Raw genomic sequence first — 16,365 nt, 5'->3', positions numbered from 1 at the left:
AAGTTCATTCATTTTCTACCTGCCCAGGAGAAGTTCTATATGTCGATTCGTCGTCGCATGACCGGCCTGACCGCCGGCCTCATCGTCGCCGGCACCGCATTCGCGGCACCGCTGGCTGGCGCAGCTACCCAGACCGAGTCCTACCCGGAGACCCCGGCCCTGAACCCGGATCTGCCAATCATCCACACCACCCACGGTTCCGACCACATGAAGGCGAACATCCTGAACCCTCGCCCGGTATGTAACCCGTGGGAGGACCACCGCACCGTGGTCTACAAGGTCTCCGATCGCTTCCTGCCGGCCGGCACCATCTCCACCACCAACCAGACCAAGAAGGACATCCCGCTGCAGCAGGATCTGTCCAAGTCTCAGTCCATCTCCCTTTCCGTCAACGGTGACCGCACCGAGACCACGTCCATGAACCTGGGCGGCAAGGGCTCCAAGAAGGGCGCTGAAGGCTCTTTCGGCATCTCTCACGAGATCGCTACCAAGATTGGTGCTAGCGCTTCCTACTCCCTGTCTTGGGATGCTGGCCAGTCCATCGGACCTTACGACGTTCCGCCAAACCACACCGGCGAGGCTACCTACGGCTTCCGCGTGCTGAACATGACTGGTACCCAGCAGTACTGCAAGCCAAACGGCACCTGGTCCACCCCGACTGCTTGGAGCGCAATGCAGCCGGTAAAGAACGAGGTTCGCGTCAAGCTGTACGACAAGCTGTCTGACTCCTACGCTCCTAACAAGGATGCTCAGAACACCACCGACGTCAATGACCCGAAGGTTGTTGAAGAGGACAAGAACCTCGAGGCTGATGCAGAGGTAGTCAAGGAGTCCGAGGGCAACGCCAAGGAAGCAACCGAGAAGGTCTCTGAGGCAGCGGGCAAGAACGAAGAGGCTGCTGACAAGAAGAAGCAGGAAGAGGTTGATGCCAAGGAGGACAAGAAGGACTCCAAGCACAAGCTCGACCTCGAGCCTTACCTGACCGTGTCCGGCGCTAAGCACGCTGGCTTCGCAGGCACCGTTGCTCTGCGCGCAAAGAACGTTGGCTCCGAGCGCTACTACGGCGAGTTCCCAGCCACCCAGTTCCGCGTTGACGTGAAGACCGCTAAGGGCCCGAAGGGCGTTGACCGCCTCATCACCCCGCGTTCCTCCAACGGCGCTCACATCCGTGACCTGGGCTTCAACGAGAAGACCTCCACCCGCTCCTTCGAGGTAACCCTGGCTAACCCGATTAACGCTGGCGAAGAAGCTCGCATCGCTAACCTGGACTTCGGCGATGGCAACACCAAGGAAGGCCGCATCATCAACAACATCGAGGTAACCCAGACCTCCCGCATCAATGGTGATGACTCCAAGCACAACGACCAGAACGTTGACTCCCGCGAGCACACCATGAAGGACACCGGCAAGAAGGCTGAGGGCCTGTTCTAAGAACACCCCACTTCTGCCCTAGGACCATAGGTTCCTAGCCAGTCACTTCCAGAAGGCCGCTGCACCATCAAACGGTGCGGCGGCCTTCCTTCATGTTCCCCCTAACCATATACGTCGTCACGCCGCTCCAGATGTTCCCACCGTGGTCGTGGACGAGCACCCAGAGATTGAAGAGCTCTTCGCTCCCCTTTCGCAGTTGCTTACCGACGAAAAGATGCAGGAACTCAACCCCCCGCGTCGACGTCGATGGCGAAGACTACATCACCGTGGCGCTAGATTTCTTGAAGGAAGAAAACCTGATCGCGGACTAGCTGCGGCACCTTAACAAGATTCCCAAAGACCGTTGCACCACCCTCGGTGCGGCGGTCTTTAACATTTATTTAACTTAGATCACAAATTTGCTTTCGTTCACCAGAACCTTCAGATAGATTGTGTATGTTACCCCATTCACAAACACTGGAGGATGAATTCTATGTCTCACACGACTGCGAATGCGCCCGCTTCACCAGCCAGCCCACCCACCACTGGCGGTGCAGGTACTTCACCCAGCGGCCAGGTGACCACTAATAAGGCCGTCAATAGCCAATGGACCATCACGCTCTTCGGCACCGCCGTGGGTGCAGGCATCCTCTTCCTGCCGATTTCGGCCGGCAGCTTCGGCTTCATCCCGCTACTGGTGGCTACCCTGCTCATCTTCCCAATGACCTACCTGGCCCACCGCGCGTTTTCTTGGATCATCAGCTATTCCCCGCTACACGGCGAAGATGTCCTCGCGGTACTCACTCACTTCTTCGGCCGCGGCAATGGCATCATCCTGGCAATCATCTACTGGTTCACCATCTTCCCGGTGGTGCTCATCTACGGCGTATCGATTACGAATACGGTCGATAGCTTCATCGTCAACCAGCTGGGCGGCCCGGAAATCTCCCGCTACATCCTGGCGCCACTGTGCGTGGGCCTCATGACACTCGCGCTCGCCTTTGGCAACGCCATCATGCTCAAGATTGCCCAGTTCGTGGTCTACCCGCTCATCGTGGCGCTCGCAGCGGTATCGCTCTACCTCATCCCGCAATGGGACTTGGGCTCCTTCCTGGAAGCCGGCGACCACAGCGCCGGCGGCGTCCTCAAGGCCATCATCCTCATCCTTCCAGTATTGGTCTTCTCCTTCTCCTTCGTTGCCGCCATCTCCCAGTTCTCCCTGGGCATGGAGAAGGAATACGGCGCGGACCACCACGCGCAGTCCGATAAAGTCATCCGCAACTCCGCCATCCTGCTGACCATCTTCACCATGTTCTTCGTCTGGTCCTGCGCCCTGGCCATGGGCGCGGACGGCATGCAGGAGGCTAATGACAAGAACCTGCCGGTACTCTCCTACTTCGCCAACGAAACCGGCACCCAGTTTATGGCCTACATGGCGCCCATTGTCGTTATTTGCGCGGTGGCCTCCTCCTACTTCGGCCACGCCCTTGGCACCATCGAGGGCACCCAGTACCTCTTCAACCTGGGCGCGCCAAAGGCCACGAAGAAGATGTCTACGCGCACACTCGACTTGTGGACCTACCTCTTCATCTTTGTTTCAACCTCCCTGGTGGGTATTTTCAACCCCTCCATCCTGGATATGATTTCCGTCGTGGGCGGTGTCTTCTTCGCCTTCATGACCTACCTGCTACCCATCTGGGTCATCTACCGCGTGGAGGCACTGGCACGGTTCCGGGGCAACAAGACCAACTTCTTCGTGGCGATCATGGGTCTTATCGTGCTTTTCGCCACCATCTGGGGAATGTTCCAATAATTCCACAAAAACATGGTTCGACAAGGCCTTTTCCTCTCTGGCAGGGTGGGAGACATCATGTCAGAACAGGAAAAGGATCCCGACCTAAAGATTAAGCTCGGGCAGAACAACGAAATCAAAATTAAAAACAAGTACGAGACTTTCTCCATCGCCAATGACATCGCCATCTCTGTGGTCTTCATCCTTGGCTCAGTGCTGACACTGGCCGGCATGTCAATGGTCGCCACCGTCTTCTACCTTCTCGGCAGCCTGGGCATGGCAGCCCGCCCAGCTATCCGCTTGAAGCGGCGCACGCACCTGCAACGCATTGGAGCGGATGCCAATACCGCCGAAAGCTACGACTACTAGGCGCAATGGGCAGACGCGGCTAACAGTAAACTTTCAGCAACTCGCAGCGACCTATCAGGCGCAACCCATTGCAGTAGCAGCCCCGTACCCCATACTTAAATCATGCGTTTGAGAGAGCGCATACGAGAGAGATAGAGAGAACCCCTCAGTTTCCAGAGGGCGGCTTTAAGCCGATACATGGGAACACCTTGTAGAGAGAGACGCCTGCGGCCCTCGGCTCCTTTTAGGTTCCGAGGGCCGCAGGCGTTTTACACGGCTCCACGGTACTACTCGTGCAGCTTATTTTTCTTCGATGCGAAGAGAACTGCGATGCCGGTCACCAGCGCCGCGGCCACCAAATAGAAGGCGGGGGCGAGCTGCAGGCCCGTGACGTCAATAAGCCACGTGGCAATCATCGGTGCGGTACCGCCAAATACAGCGTTGGCGGTATTAAACGTCAACGCGAAACCGGACAGGCGCACGTGGGTGGGGAATTGTTCGGAAAGGAAGGAGGGCAGGACGCCGTCGTTAAGCGCCAGCACGCCGCCCAAGCAGACCTGAATGATAATGACAAGGAAGAGCCCGGCGCCATCGAGAAGCATGAAGGCCGGAATGATGGTCGCGCCCATGAAGGCGGCCGCGCACAGCATCGTCGTGCGGCGACCAAGACGGTCCGAAAGCATGCCGGTGAGCAGGGCAAAGCCCACATAGAATGCGGACGCCACCGAGGACGCGATAAATGCCGGCGTCGCGGCCATGCCCAACTCCTCCGACAGGTAAGTGGGCAGGTAAGTCAAAATGACGTAGAAGCCAATGGCGTTGAGCACCGCGCCCGCAAAGGCAATGGCTAGGGCCTTGGGGTACTTCAGAACCTCGCGCAGCGGGGACTCCTCCGGCTCATCCTGGTCCTCAAAGTGGGAGGACTCTTCCGTGTTGCGGCGAATCCACAGGCCGTATAGACCCAAAGGCAGCGCAATCAGGAATGGCACACGCCAACCCCAGGAATCCAGGGCGGTATCATCAAGGACTCCAGTCAGCAGCGCCGAAATGAGCGAGCCCAAGAGCAAGCCCGAGGCCGTCGCGGAGGGCACCACCGCCGAATAGATGCCACGCTTGCCGGCTGGGGCAATCTCAGCCAGGTGCGTGGCCGCGCCCGCATACTCGCCGGCTGCGGAAAAGCCCTGCACCATGCGGCACAGCAATAGCAAAATGGAGGCGGCAAAGCCGATGGTGGCATACCCTGGCAGGAAACCGATGCACGCGGTAGCCACCGACATCATCACAATAGACACCGTCAGCGTGTGGATGCGCCCGTATTTATCACCAAAGTGACCCCATACAATGCCTCCCAACGGCCGCACCAGGAACGACAGCGCGAAGAGCGCAAACGTCATAATCAGCGCGCGGCGGCCTTCCATCTCCGGAAAGAACACGCGGGAGATAATCGCGGACATATAGATATAGGCCGCATAATCGAACCACTCGATGAAGGTGCCAATAAACGCCGCCTTAATGGCCGAGCGATGCTGGCGCCTGGTTTCTTCCGCATCCTCTACCTGCGCCGGCACAACGTCCTTGGCTGGGGGTTGGGCTGTGAGAGGAGACATGCTCCTCACCTCGATTCTGTGGCTCTACAAGCATGTGAAACGGCGCAGCCTGACTGCGCGCATATCTTCCACCCTACAGAAACAAACTATGTTCTACGTCACTTTCACGCGCCAATGTTGCACATCTCCACCCCTGCCCTACTTTCCGACGCCCTCCCCACCCCATTCCCAGCCACTAACAGCAACCCAACAGCCAGACCCCATGGGCGCTACAGCCCAGTGCCCCATACTGAAATCGTGCGTTTGAGAGAGCGCATATGAGAGAGATAGAGAGAACCCCTGCAGTTTCCACAGGGCGGCAGATGCCGATACATGGAAACGACATGAGAGACGCCCGTGGCCTCCAGCTCCGAAAGGAACTGGGGCCACGGGCGTTTCCCTAGCTAGAGTCTAGGCATCATGCGGAAGAAGGCCGTTGCGGAAGCTTTTTATCAAAATCAATTAGGCGACCAAAGGCCCAATCCTTATCAGTAAGCAAGCGAGAAAACACCAAACCGGCACCAATAGATCCAACTACCATCATTCCAGTTGCCACATTGGCCAACGCTTGATCCATCTGACCATCGTTCAAATAAAACACCGCCCGGAACATTGTCACCCCTGGGATCATAATCACCGCGGCCGGAACGGTGGTTGTAATACGAGGAAGACGCGCCCTTTTAGAAGCTACTGCCCCCAGCAACCCGATGATTAATCCACCCACAAAGGCTGCAAAGAAAATGGTTGTTCCCGCGTGAATTAGAATCAAACGAAGCTCATTTGCCACGGTTCCAACGCACGCCGCTACTAAGACCATGCGGCGAGAAGAGTTAAAAAGAAAAGCAAACCCAGCAATGCCCAGAAAACTTGCCATCGGCGCCAACAGAAACCATTGCATATCCTGCACAGGTGCAGGTGGGTCAGGACTAAGTTTTGTCAGCCAGCTAACCATAGAGACCGTGAAAGCCGCCGTGAATATGACGGTAAAGGCGTACCCCAATCTGACAATCCCCGCATCAAGATCAAATCGCGCTATGTCGATCAAAGCAGAGAAAAGTGGAAACCCAGGAATCAGGAATAAAACGGCCGCCACAAAACCCGAGGACAGTTCACTGGGTTCCACCGAGCCTATAGCCCCGAAAAATTCCGTCAACAAGAAGAAAACTATGCTTGCCGTCGCACCACCAGCAATCACTCCTCCAATTTGATGAACGTGACGGTGGAGAACTGTATAACGAACAAACTGGCCTGCAAACGCCGCCAAAGCAACCAACCCCACTGCTTCCAGCGGGAAAAAATTAAGATACGCAAACGCCGCACATGCGATCGCGGCAGCGAAAGAAAGAGTTAGACCGCCCCAGCGCTTTTTGACATTATGCTCGATAGTATCCAGCATCGCCGCTAATTCCTGAGCGGTGATCCCTGCGTAGAGGCGATTGTGGGTTAAATCTTCCAAGGCTTCAATCCGAGAGGCATCAACTGCAGGCGAATGTTGCCGAGCAATGACCGTCCGGAAGTATTCGCCGCGGTGAAACGTACAGGTAATCTGCGTCAGACCCACTGTGGCATCTAGATGGTCAAACCCCAATGCTCGCGCACTCCGTTTCATCCCTCTAAGTACGCGATAACCAGAGGTGCCGGCCCCCATTAGGAGCATTCCCACCCGCAATACAACGTCCGCCTCGACACCCATTTGCCGATGCATCTCCGGATCAAATTGTTGTGCCATCTCTCCTCCTCTGACACTGCTCCTGGCGCACAATTAAAGACTTGTCGACCCCAACCCGATAGCGCGCTTGTAGTTTCCCTAGAATCTTACGCAAAAGAAGCCTCTTGTGAATCAGGCTCATCGATCCAAAAGCCTCCACCTTGATACCCGTAAGCTGATTGAGCTATTTTTTATCCTCCGCCAAATGATTGCCACTATATTCACAGGAAAATACCAGACCTATGGCAGCCTAGCGCGTTATCTTTAATTTACGTGTTCGAGAGAACGCAAGAGAGATAGAGAGAACCAGTTCCAGCGCCCTGTGGCCCCAAGCGAGGCCCGGGCGTTGGAGCTGTTTTAGGGGTCTGCAGGTTGAGGCGTGGGGGGAAGGAGAAGGCGTCGGAAAGCGGTGCATGGCTCAAATTCGCGGTTATAGATCCTACGGGCTACACCCGCCACCGCATACAGCGCGCATGCCAAAAGGAATGGCCACACACCCTATTGGAGCCGTGCGGCCGAATGCTGCGCTTCGGTTAGCTGTTTCCTAGGTAACTTAGCGCGGCGGTGATAAGAGCTTCGGTACCAGTGCGCAGGGTGGGCTGGAGCAGCGGAGCGAAGTGCGGACTGTGGTTGGGGACATCCTTTTCTTCTTCGCGGCCGGAAAATACCCAAAAGCAGTAGGGAACGCCGAAAGCGCGGGCGATGGTGGAAAAATCTTCCGAGGCGGTGAGGGGCTCGGCATCAAGGACGCGGTCGGTGCCGAAGTAGGACACAAAGGCTTCCTTAAGGCGTTCCGTAGTGCCCTCATCATTGCTGGTAAGCGGGTAGGAATCGTGGTAGCTGAACTCGGCCGGCTGCGGGCTGCCGGCAGCCTGACACTCGGCATTGACAATTCGCTCGATGGCGCCGGTGATTTTATCGCGTACCTGCTCGCTATAGGCGCGCACATTGATTTTCAGGTTGGCCTCGAAGGGGATGATATTGGCCTTCGAACCGGCGTTGATGGCTCCCACGGTCAGCACGCCGAATTCGGATGGGTTGAGTTCACGGGAGATGACCGTCTGCAAGCGCATGACAATGGAGCTGGCCAGTACCACGGGGTCAACGCTGAGGTGCGGCATGGAGCCATGCGAGCCTTGGCCATAAACCTTGACGTCCATACTTACCGCGGTGGACATGAATGGGCCGGAGGCCAGCGCCACGGTGCCGGCGGGAAAGTTGCTGGCAAAGACGTGCTGGCCGAGTACTACGTCCGGCGTGGCGACCTTGTCCACAAGTCCGTCATCCACCATGGATTGGGCACCGGCGGCAATCTCCTCTCCCGGCTGGAAAATGAGCTGCAGGGTGCCGGACCACTGGTCAGTGGCCTGCGCCATGAGCGCGCCCATGCCCAGCAGGCTGGCCACGTGGGAATCGTGGCCGCAGGCGTGCATGACGGGGACCGTGTTTCCTTCCTGGTCAACGGCGCTATCGGTGGAGGCGTAATCCAGGCCGGTGTCTTCCTTAACCGGCAGGCCATCGAAATCCGCGCGCAGCATGACGCTTGGCCCGGCACCGTTTTCTAAGACACCGACCACGCCGCCGCCTACTTCAATTTGGTAAAAGCCAAGGTCGGAAAGCTTGTCCTTAATGATGCCCAGCGTGCGCTCTTCCTGCAAGGATAGCTCCGGGTGCTGGTGCAGATCCTTATACAGCGGCTCCTGCCACACCTTGACGGAGTCATAGTTGCTGCAAACGGTAGGGACAGACATTGCTTCCTCCTAGTGGGCTCGCGGTGGATTGTGGGGGCCAATGTAGTGGGGCGGGAGGAAGGTGGGCGTCGACAAGCGGGGCATCTTTGTAATGCCGGACATAGTTGGGCGGTGGAGCGACCAGCGCCATAGGGGGTTGCGCTGCGACTTTATAGAATATTCGATGACGTGTCTACCTTTAACTCATCGGCTTCTTATTATTCATCAGAAGTTTGTTTTCTGTGTAGCTGGGTGTCACCTGCCCGCCCTAGATTGACCGAGTGACTTTTCAGGAAGACTCTCTCGGTGCCGGTGGCGCCGGCACTACAACCGCATCTCCCACACGCGCGGAAAGCCCCGGTGATTCCGCGGCGCTTGTCCGCAAGGCCAAGCGCAACCGACACAAGGAATGGCTGCTGGCAGCAGCACTGCTTGCTCCCAACCTGATCCTGCTGGCCGTATTTACCTACCGGCCCCTGCTGGACAATATCCGCCTCTCCTTTTTCAATTGGAATATCTCCAGCCCCACCTCCACCTTCGTGGGCTTGGATAACTATGTGGAGTGGTTTAGCCGCGATGACACTAAGACCATCGTGCTCAACACCCTGGTTTTTACCTTCTTCGCGGTGATTGGCTCCATGGTTATCGGCCTAGCGCTGGCCTTGCTGCTCAACCAGAACATTAAGGGCCGCAACTTTGCGCGCTCGGTGGTCTTTGCCCCCTATGCCATCTCCGGCGCGGCCATTGGCATTGCCTTCCAATTCGTCTTCGACCCCAACTTTGGCCTCATCCAGGAAATACTGGGCTGGTTCGGTGTGGACTCCCCCAACTTCTACGCAGTACCGGGCTGGGCCATGTTCATGGTGACCTTTACCTTTGTGTGGAAGAACCTGGGCTATACCTTTGTCATCTATTTGGCAGCACTACAGGGCCTGGATAAGGAATTAGATGAAGCTGCCGCTATCGACGGCACCGGACGCTGGCGCAAGTTCTGGCGCGTGACCATGCCGCAGCTGCGCAATACCACCTTCTTCTTGTCCATTACGGTGCTGCTCAACTCCGTGCAGGTCTTCGACATCATCAACGTCATGACCCGCGGCGGCCCGCAGGGCAATGGCACGCAGACGCTGGTCTTCCAAATCTACAACGAGACCTTCGTCAACTTCCGCGCCGGCTACGGTGCGACTGCCGCCACCATCTTGTTCCTCATCCTGCTCATCATCACCCTGATCCAGGTCCGCATCATGGATAAGCGAGGTTAACCCAACATGGCTACTTCTACCCTTCACATGGTCACGGATGAATCCCCCACCGCCCGCCGCGCCAAGCTCATCGGCGGCTACCTGGGCATCCTGGCGGTCCTGCTGCTCATTGGCCTGCCGCTGTTTTGGATCCTCATGACCTCGTTTAAGGCCAAGGGCGATATTTATACCGACCCGGTCAATTGGCTCCCGCCAGTGTGGGAGACCGAGAACTACTCCGATGCCACCACCCGTGTGCCGTTCTGGACCTACCTGCGCAACTCGGTGCTCATTACCGCGGTGCTGTCCATCATCAAGATTGTGCTGGGCGTCATCTCCGCCTATGCGCTGGCCATCCTGCGTTTCCCGGGCCGCCACCTGGTATTCCTGCTGGTCATTTCCTCGCTCATGGTGCCGAGCGAAATCACCGTCATTTCCAACTACGCCCTGGTCAATTCCTTGGGCTGGCGCAATACCTTCGTAGGCATCATCGTACCGCTAGCCGGCGTAGCCTTCGGTACCTTCTTGATGCGCAACCACTTTTTGTCCCTGCCCTATGAGCTGGTGGAAGCCGCCCGCATGGACGGCGCCGGCCCCATCCGCCTGCTGACCAAGGTGTTACTTCCGGTTTCGTGGCCCACGCTGACTGCATTTTCCGTCATCACCATGGTCAATGAATGGAATACCTACCTGTGGCCCTTCCTCATGGCGGATACGGAAGACGTCGCCCCGCTGCAGGTGGGCCTGACCATGCTGCAAAACAACGATGGCGTGACCAACTGGGGCCCGGTTATGGCCGCCACAATCCTCACCATCATCCCGATGGTCATCATCTTCCTGGCCTTGCAAAAGTACATGATCCAAGGCCTTACCACTGGCGCCGTGAAAGGTTAGAAGGCTTCTTCCCCACCCACGCTCGCCGTTTCTAATTGCTTTATTTTCCACCCCTTAACCACGCTTTTAAGGAGAACTACATGCTACGCCGCAAATTCCTCGCTCTGGCCTCCACGGCCGCTTCTGCTACCGCACTCGCCGCTTGTGCCGGCACCTCGTCCACCAATCCGCAGGGTGGCAACGACAAGGGCGGCGACGGTGAAGTCACCGAGCTGACCTGGTGGTCCAACCACCCGGGCACCTCCAAGGACATTGAGAAGGAGATCATCTCCCGCTTTGAAAAGGAAAACCCGGACATCAAGGTCAACCTCGTTGATGCCGGCAAGAACTACGAAGAAGCAGCACAGAAATTCAACGCCGCACTCACCGGCCAGGACCTGCCGGACATCGTGGTGCTGTCTGACGTCTGGTGGTACAACTTTGCTATCAATGGCCAGATTGCCAACGTGGATAACCTTGCTAAGGAAGCAGGCATCGACCTGTCTACCTACGTGCAGCCCCTTTATGAGGACTACAAGTACGATGGCGGCCACTTTGCCCTCCCCTTCGCCCGCTCCACGCCGCTGTTCTTCTACAACAAGGACGCGTGGAAGAAGGCCGGTTTGCCGGACCGCGGCCCCAAGTCCTGGGATGAGATGGATGAGTGGTCTAAGAAGCTGGCTGAGGCTGATTCTAAGATGAAGCCTTTTGGCTGGGGCGATGCCGTGGACTACCTGGGCTGGATCTTCCAGGGCCCGCTGTGGTCCAAGGGTGGCGCCTACTCCGATGAGTGGGACCTGAAGTTCACCGATGACAAGACCATCAAGGCCGTCGAGTGGCTCAAGGACATCACGGATGAGAAGAACGGTTACTCCTACGTGGGCAATGACATGGCCATGGAGTTCGGCACCGGCCGCGCCGCCGCCACCGTCCTGTCCACCGGCGACCTGGCGGGTCTGACCGATACCGCCAAGTTCGAACTCGGCACCGCCTTCTTGCCTAACCCGACTGGCGATGGCGCCTGCCCCACCGGTGGTGCCGGCCTGGCCATCCCGGCTGGCATTAGCAAGAACCGCCAGCTGGCTGCTATCAAGCTCATTGACTTCATCACCAATGAGGAAAACACCTGCTACTGGTCCCAGAACGTGGGCTACATGCCGGTGCGCTCCACCGCGGTGGACAACGAGGGCCAGAAGAAGTTCATGAAGGAGAACCCGAACTTCGAAACCGCCATCAAGCAGCTGCCTGAGACCCGCCCGCAGGATAACGCCCGCGTCTTCCTGCCCGGCGCGGACCAGGAAATCGGCGGCGCCTTTGAAAAGATCGTCACCAACCGCGATGACGTGACCAAGGTCCTGACCGATCTGCAGAAGACCCTGCAGTCCATCTACGACAATCAGGTCAAGACCGTCATCAATAAGTAGGCTCTCGCAGCCCCTCCCCTTCCCCCACTAGTTTCTGAAAGGTAACCATGGCTACTGTCACCTTCGATGGCGCAAGCCGCATCTACTCTAAGGACGCGGAACGCCCCGCCGTTGACCGCCTTAACCTGGATATTGCCGATGGCGAATTCTTAGTTCTCGTCGGCCCATCCGGCTGCGGTAAGTCCACCAGCCTGCGCATGCTGGCAGGTCTCGAGCCCACCGACCGCGGCTCCATCCGCATCGGCGGCAAGGACGTCACCGGGGTCAGCCCATCGGACCGCGACGTGGCCATGGTCTTTCAGAACTATGCCCTCTACCCCAATATGTCCGTGGCGCAGAATATGTCCTTCGCGCTAGAAAACCGCAAGGTCCCCAAGGACGAGATTCAATCACGCGTGCACGAGGCGGCGAAGATCCTGCAGATGGAAGACCTGTTGGACCGCAAGCCAGCAAACCTCTCCGGCGGCCAGCGCCAGCGCGTGGCCATGGGCCGCGCCATCGTCCGCGAACCGGCCGTATTCTGCATGGACGAGCCGCTGTCCAACCTGGATGCCAAGTTGCGCGTTTCCACCCGCGCGCAGATCTCTAACCTGCAGCGCCGCCTTGGTACCACCACCGTATATGTCACCCACGACCAGACCGAGGCGATGACCATGGGTGACCGCGTCGCCGTTCTCAATGCCGGAGTCTTGCAGCAGGTGGATACCACCCGCACCATTTATGACCGCCCGCAGAACGTCTTCGTCGCCGGTTTCATTGGCTCCCCGGCGATGAATATCTACGACCTCACCCATAACTCCTCTGAGCTCACCATCGGCTCTACCCGCATCAATCTGGCCAACTACAACTTTGAGGGCGTGGAGACCGTTACGGTGGGCATCCGCCCGGAAGACTGGCAGCTCAGCGATACCGGCGATGGTGGGGCGAAGTTTACCGTCGCGCACGTCGAGGAGCTGGGCAACCAGACCTATGTCTATGGCGAGCTTGACGACGCCACCGGCAACAGCTCCACCGACGGCGTCCTCAAATCCTCGACCCGGATGGGCGGCCAGACTGGCATCCTGGTCGATGCCCGCGGCCGCTATGCGGTGGGCGATACTTTCTACGTTTCCCCCGACCCAGACCGCGTGCGTTTGTTTAGCACCACCACTGGGCAGCGATTGAACTAGAAGGCGGTAAAAGGCAGTAAGTTCCTCAGTTTCTTATTTTTCCCTTTGCAGACAATAAGAAACTGATATATGCTCGCACGCATAAGACACCCATACAATGCCGTTTACCACGGATATTGCTGGGAATATCGCACTCTGCGAACCTTAAAATCAACCGAAAGGTAACTCACTGCCTATGCCTTCTTTCAACAAGCTTTCTGCCGCCACCCTGGCCGCTTCCGCCATCCTTGGCACCGTCGCCGCACCGGCCGCTAGCGCTAAGAGCGACCCAGTTCGCTCCCTCATTGATCCAGGCACCTGCAAGACCATCACCAAGCTGGCCAACGATGGCAAGCCGGTCCCGGATCCTTCCATCCTCCACGACGAGGACTCTGTAAAGCCGTACTTCCAGGATGGCGTACTGGAGTACAAGGTGGTCGGCGACTTCCCATACCGCAAGCAGCTGGATGCCGCGGTAGCCGAGTGGAACAAGGCCCTCGACGGCAAGGCTTCCCTGAAGGAAGTAAAGCCTTCCGAGGCTGACGATGACACCGTCGCCATCATCTACAAGCCGGACCCCAACGGCTACGTGCAGGGTGCCGCCTACCCGGACCACAAGATGGTCTTCATCAAGATTCCTAATGCCCAGTACCCAGAGGCAGTCCAGGGCACCATCGCCCACGAGCTAGGCCACATGATGGGCGCGGGCCACTCCTGCGCCGGCGCGCTCATGGCCGGCGCCAACCAGAACCCCATCTCCTACCACGTGACCCCGCTGGATGCGGCGGCTGTCATCCAAGGCCAGTTCGACTAAACTGCCTGCACCTTCCCCTAGGTTCCTGCACCGGCACCTAGGGGACTTTTATATACCCCGCCCCTTTGGGGGGTGTTGGCTGGGTCGCATTTGGAGGAAGGGGGACGTCGGCAAGCGGGGCGGCTGCTAACGTTTCCGTTATTCAAAGGTTTGCATTAGAAAAGGAGCCCGCTTTATGGATACGTGGGAACCCACCCTGTCGACCGGCCCGCTGCTAGGCATTGCGGTGGCCGCCATCGCCGTGATTTTGGTGCTGGTCATCTATTTCAAGCTCCACGCTTTTCTCACCCTGCTGGTGGTCTCGGCGCTTACGGCGCTGGCTGCGGGCATTCCGCTGGAGGGCATTGTGCCCACCATGACCGAAAGCTTTAGCTCCACTCTGGGCTCGGTGGCGTTGCTGGTGGGCCTGGGTGCCATGATCGGCCGGCTCGTGGAGGCTTCCGGTGGTGCCAAATCGCTTGCCAACGCCATGGTTCACCGCTTCGGTGAGTCCAAAGCACCCCTTGCACTCGGCCTGGCTTCGCTGATCATGGGCTTTCCCATCTTCTTCGACGCCGGCCTGATTGTGATGCTGCCGGTTATCTTCGCCGTAGCGCGCCGCTTGGACGGCCCCGTCCTTGCCTTTGGCCTGCCGGCCGCCGGTGCGTTTTCTGTTATGCACGTGTACCTGCCACCGCACCCAGGTCCTGTAGCGGCGAGCGAGTTCTACGGCGCTGACCTCGGCCTCGTCCTCCTCGTCGGCCTGCTGCTTGCGCTGCCTACCTGGTATATTTCCGGCTACCGCTTCGGCCTGCTCTCCGGCAAGAAATTCCCGCTGAAGGTTACTGATGCCATCGCCGGCCCGGTGCTTTCTGAGGAAGAACAGCCGCTTAAGCCGGCCTCTGCCCCAACGGTGATTTCCCTCCTGCTCATCCCGATGCTGCTCATCTTCTTCAACACTGGCCTCAATGCCCTGGCGTCCTATGGCACCATCGATGCCGACGCCGCGTGGGTACGGTTCTTTGTCATGCTCGGCCAGACTCCGATCGCGCTACTTATTACGGTGCTCGTCGCGCTCGTGGTCCTGGGACCGCGCCGCGGCGTGGACAAGACCGCGCTGGAAAAGCTCATTGATTCCTCGCTTGGCCCCATCTGTTCCGTCGTGCTCATCACCGGTGCCGGCGGCATGTTCGGCGGCGTGCTGCGTACCTCCGGCATTGGCGACGCCCTGGCTGATTCGCTTTCCGGCCTCGGTATCCCCGTTATCCTTGCCTGCTACCTCATCGCCGTGGCGCTGCGCCTAGCCCAAGGTTCGGCCACCGTGGCACTAACCACAGCCGCTGCCCTCATGGTTCCCGCCGTGGGAGCCGGCGGATTCAATGAGCTACAGCTCGCCCTCATCGTCGTGGCCACCGCCGCCGGTTCCGTCTTCGGTTCTCACGTCAACGACTCCGGCTTCTGGCTCGTCGGCCGCCTGATGGGCATGGATACGGTCACCACACTGAAGACCTGGACGGTCAACCAAATGCTGATTTCCGTCATTGGCTTTGCCTTGGTCTTGGTGCTCTACGCAGTAGCAGCGCTCTTTTAGGCCCCAGCCTTAATCCAAGCAGCAGCCTCTTCGGCAATCCCTTCGACTGGCCGCGTCACCTCAAAGACGCGGCCAGTTTCGTCTTCTTCCAGCGGTTCCAAGGTATCGAACTGCGACTGCAAGAGCGACGCCGGCATAAAGTGTCCCGGCCGGTGCTGCATCCGCTCATGCAGCACATCAAAGTCGCCGTGCACGTGAACGAACACCACGGCTGGGCAGTACTCGCGAATCAAATCCCGGTACTTGCGCTTCAGCGCACTGCAGCCCACCATCGCACCTTCTGGCCTATCCGCCAGCCACTGACCAATCTGCTTCAACCACGGCTCCCGGTCCGCATCATTGAGCGGTATTCCAGCAGCCATCTTGTCGATATTGGCCTGCGGATGCATATCATCGCCATCGCGGTACTCCAGACCTACCAAAGGCGACAGCGCCTCCCCCACCGTTGTCTTGCCCGAGCCGGATACTCCCATCACTACGATGTGGCGGAAACTGTGCTGGTTCATGGTGGCTCCTTAGGCTGGCGCGTTCGTGTCCAGTAAAAATTTAGCAAAACGAACGGTAGCGCCTAGATCGAGAGAAAATACAGTGAAACTAGTTGAAAACCTAACCACCCAAATAGGAATAACTAACCCGAGTAAACTCTGGATACAGATCTGATTAGCCAATAATCCAAGGCCTCCACCTTAAACCAAGTAAAATCTTGGTCCTAACGAGTAGT

The 16,365-nt window shown here is 58.0% G+C and carries 13 protein-coding genes; 9 read left to right on the top strand and 4 right to left on the bottom strand.

What is annotated here, in order from left to right:
- Positions 1-39: 39 nt before the first annotated feature.
- The 3 genes from MHY13_RS02265 (at position 40) to MHY13_RS02255 (ending at position 3,571) form a co-directional block, all read left to right on the top strand.
- Complete coding sequence (locus MHY13_RS02265) at positions 40-1,431, top strand: hypothetical protein (RefSeq protein WP_239280435.1); 1,392 nt, start codon at positions 40-42, stop codon at positions 1,429-1,431.
- Between the two features lie 472 nt (positions 1,432-1,903).
- Positions 1,904-3,223, top strand: coding sequence for an amino acid permease (locus MHY13_RS02260; protein ID WP_239193455.1), 1,320 nt, complete (start codon positions 1,904-1,906; stop codon positions 3,221-3,223).
- 57 nt (positions 3,224-3,280) lie between these two features.
- Entirely contained in the window at positions 3,281-3,571 is a 291-nt protein-coding gene (locus MHY13_RS02255) for a YrhK family protein (RefSeq protein WP_234447434.1), read from the top strand.
- Between the two features lie 266 nt (positions 3,572-3,837).
- Here MHY13_RS02255 and MHY13_RS02250 read toward each other — a convergent pair whose 3' ends face one another.
- The 3 genes from MHY13_RS02250 to MHY13_RS02240 form a co-directional block, all read right to left on the bottom strand.
- Complete coding sequence (locus MHY13_RS02250; protein WP_239280433.1) at positions 3,838-5,157, bottom strand: MFS transporter; 1,320 nt, start codon at positions 5,155-5,157, stop codon at positions 3,838-3,840.
- 397 nt (positions 5,158-5,554) lie between these two features.
- Positions 5,555-6,865, bottom strand: a complete 1,311-nt coding sequence (locus MHY13_RS02245; RefSeq protein WP_239280431.1) for a threonine/serine exporter ThrE family protein — start codon at positions 6,863-6,865, stop codon at positions 5,555-5,557.
- A gap of 512 nt (positions 6,866-7,377) precedes the next feature.
- Positions 7,378-8,595: an amidohydrolase gene (locus MHY13_RS02240; RefSeq protein ID WP_239280429.1), complete on the bottom strand. Its 1,218-nt coding sequence runs from the start codon at positions 8,593-8,595 to the stop codon at positions 7,378-7,380.
- A gap of 260 nt (positions 8,596-8,855) precedes the next feature.
- On the opposite strand from MHY13_RS02240, the gene MHY13_RS02235 reads away from it, so the two are divergent.
- The 6 genes from MHY13_RS02235 to MHY13_RS02210 all read left to right on the top strand — a co-directional run bounded on the left by MHY13_RS02235 (position 8,856) and on the right by MHY13_RS02210 (position 15,644).
- On the top strand, positions 8,856-9,836 hold the full coding sequence (locus tag MHY13_RS02235; RefSeq protein WP_204609954.1) for a carbohydrate ABC transporter permease: 981 nt from the start codon (positions 8,856-8,858) through the stop codon (positions 9,834-9,836).
- Positions 9,837-9,863: 27 nt separating this feature from the next.
- Positions 9,864-10,709 carry a carbohydrate ABC transporter permease gene (locus MHY13_RS02230; RefSeq protein WP_239235176.1) on the top strand — a complete coding sequence of 282 codons (846 nt, stop codon included), beginning with the start codon at positions 9,864-9,866 and terminating at the stop codon, positions 10,707-10,709.
- An 80-nt stretch (positions 10,710-10,789) separates the two neighbouring features.
- Positions 10,790-12,112, top strand: coding sequence for an ABC transporter substrate-binding protein (locus tag MHY13_RS02225; protein ID WP_239280427.1), 1,323 nt, complete (start codon positions 10,790-10,792; stop codon positions 12,110-12,112).
- A 47-nt stretch (positions 12,113-12,159) separates the two neighbouring features.
- Positions 12,160-13,281, top strand: a complete 1,122-nt coding sequence (locus MHY13_RS02220; protein ID WP_239280425.1) for an ABC transporter ATP-binding protein — start codon at positions 12,160-12,162, stop codon at positions 13,279-13,281.
- Positions 13,282-13,456: 175 nt separating this feature from the next.
- On the top strand, positions 13,457-14,074 hold the full coding sequence (locus MHY13_RS02215) for a hypothetical protein (protein WP_239280423.1): 618 nt from the start codon (positions 13,457-13,459) through the stop codon (positions 14,072-14,074).
- 175 nt (positions 14,075-14,249) lie between these two features.
- Positions 14,250-15,644, top strand: a complete 1,395-nt coding sequence (locus MHY13_RS02210; RefSeq protein ID WP_239280421.1) for a GntP family permease — start codon at positions 14,250-14,252, stop codon at positions 15,642-15,644.
- Here the strand turns inward: MHY13_RS02210 and MHY13_RS02205 are convergent.
- Entirely contained in the window at positions 15,641-16,150 is a 510-nt protein-coding gene (locus MHY13_RS02205; RefSeq protein WP_239280411.1) for a gluconokinase, read from the bottom strand. The two genes, MHY13_RS02210 and MHY13_RS02205, sit on opposite strands and share 4 nt — an antisense overlap.
- Between the last annotated feature and the right edge of the window lie 215 nt (positions 16,151-16,365).

The sequence above is a fragment of the Corynebacterium sp. ACRPE genome (assembly GCF_022347435.1).
In the GTDB taxonomy this organism is placed as follows: domain Bacteria; phylum Actinomycetota; class Actinomycetes; order Mycobacteriales; family Mycobacteriaceae; genus Corynebacterium; species Corynebacterium tuberculostearicum_D.
This window is presented reverse-complemented; position numbering and strand designations above follow the sequence as displayed.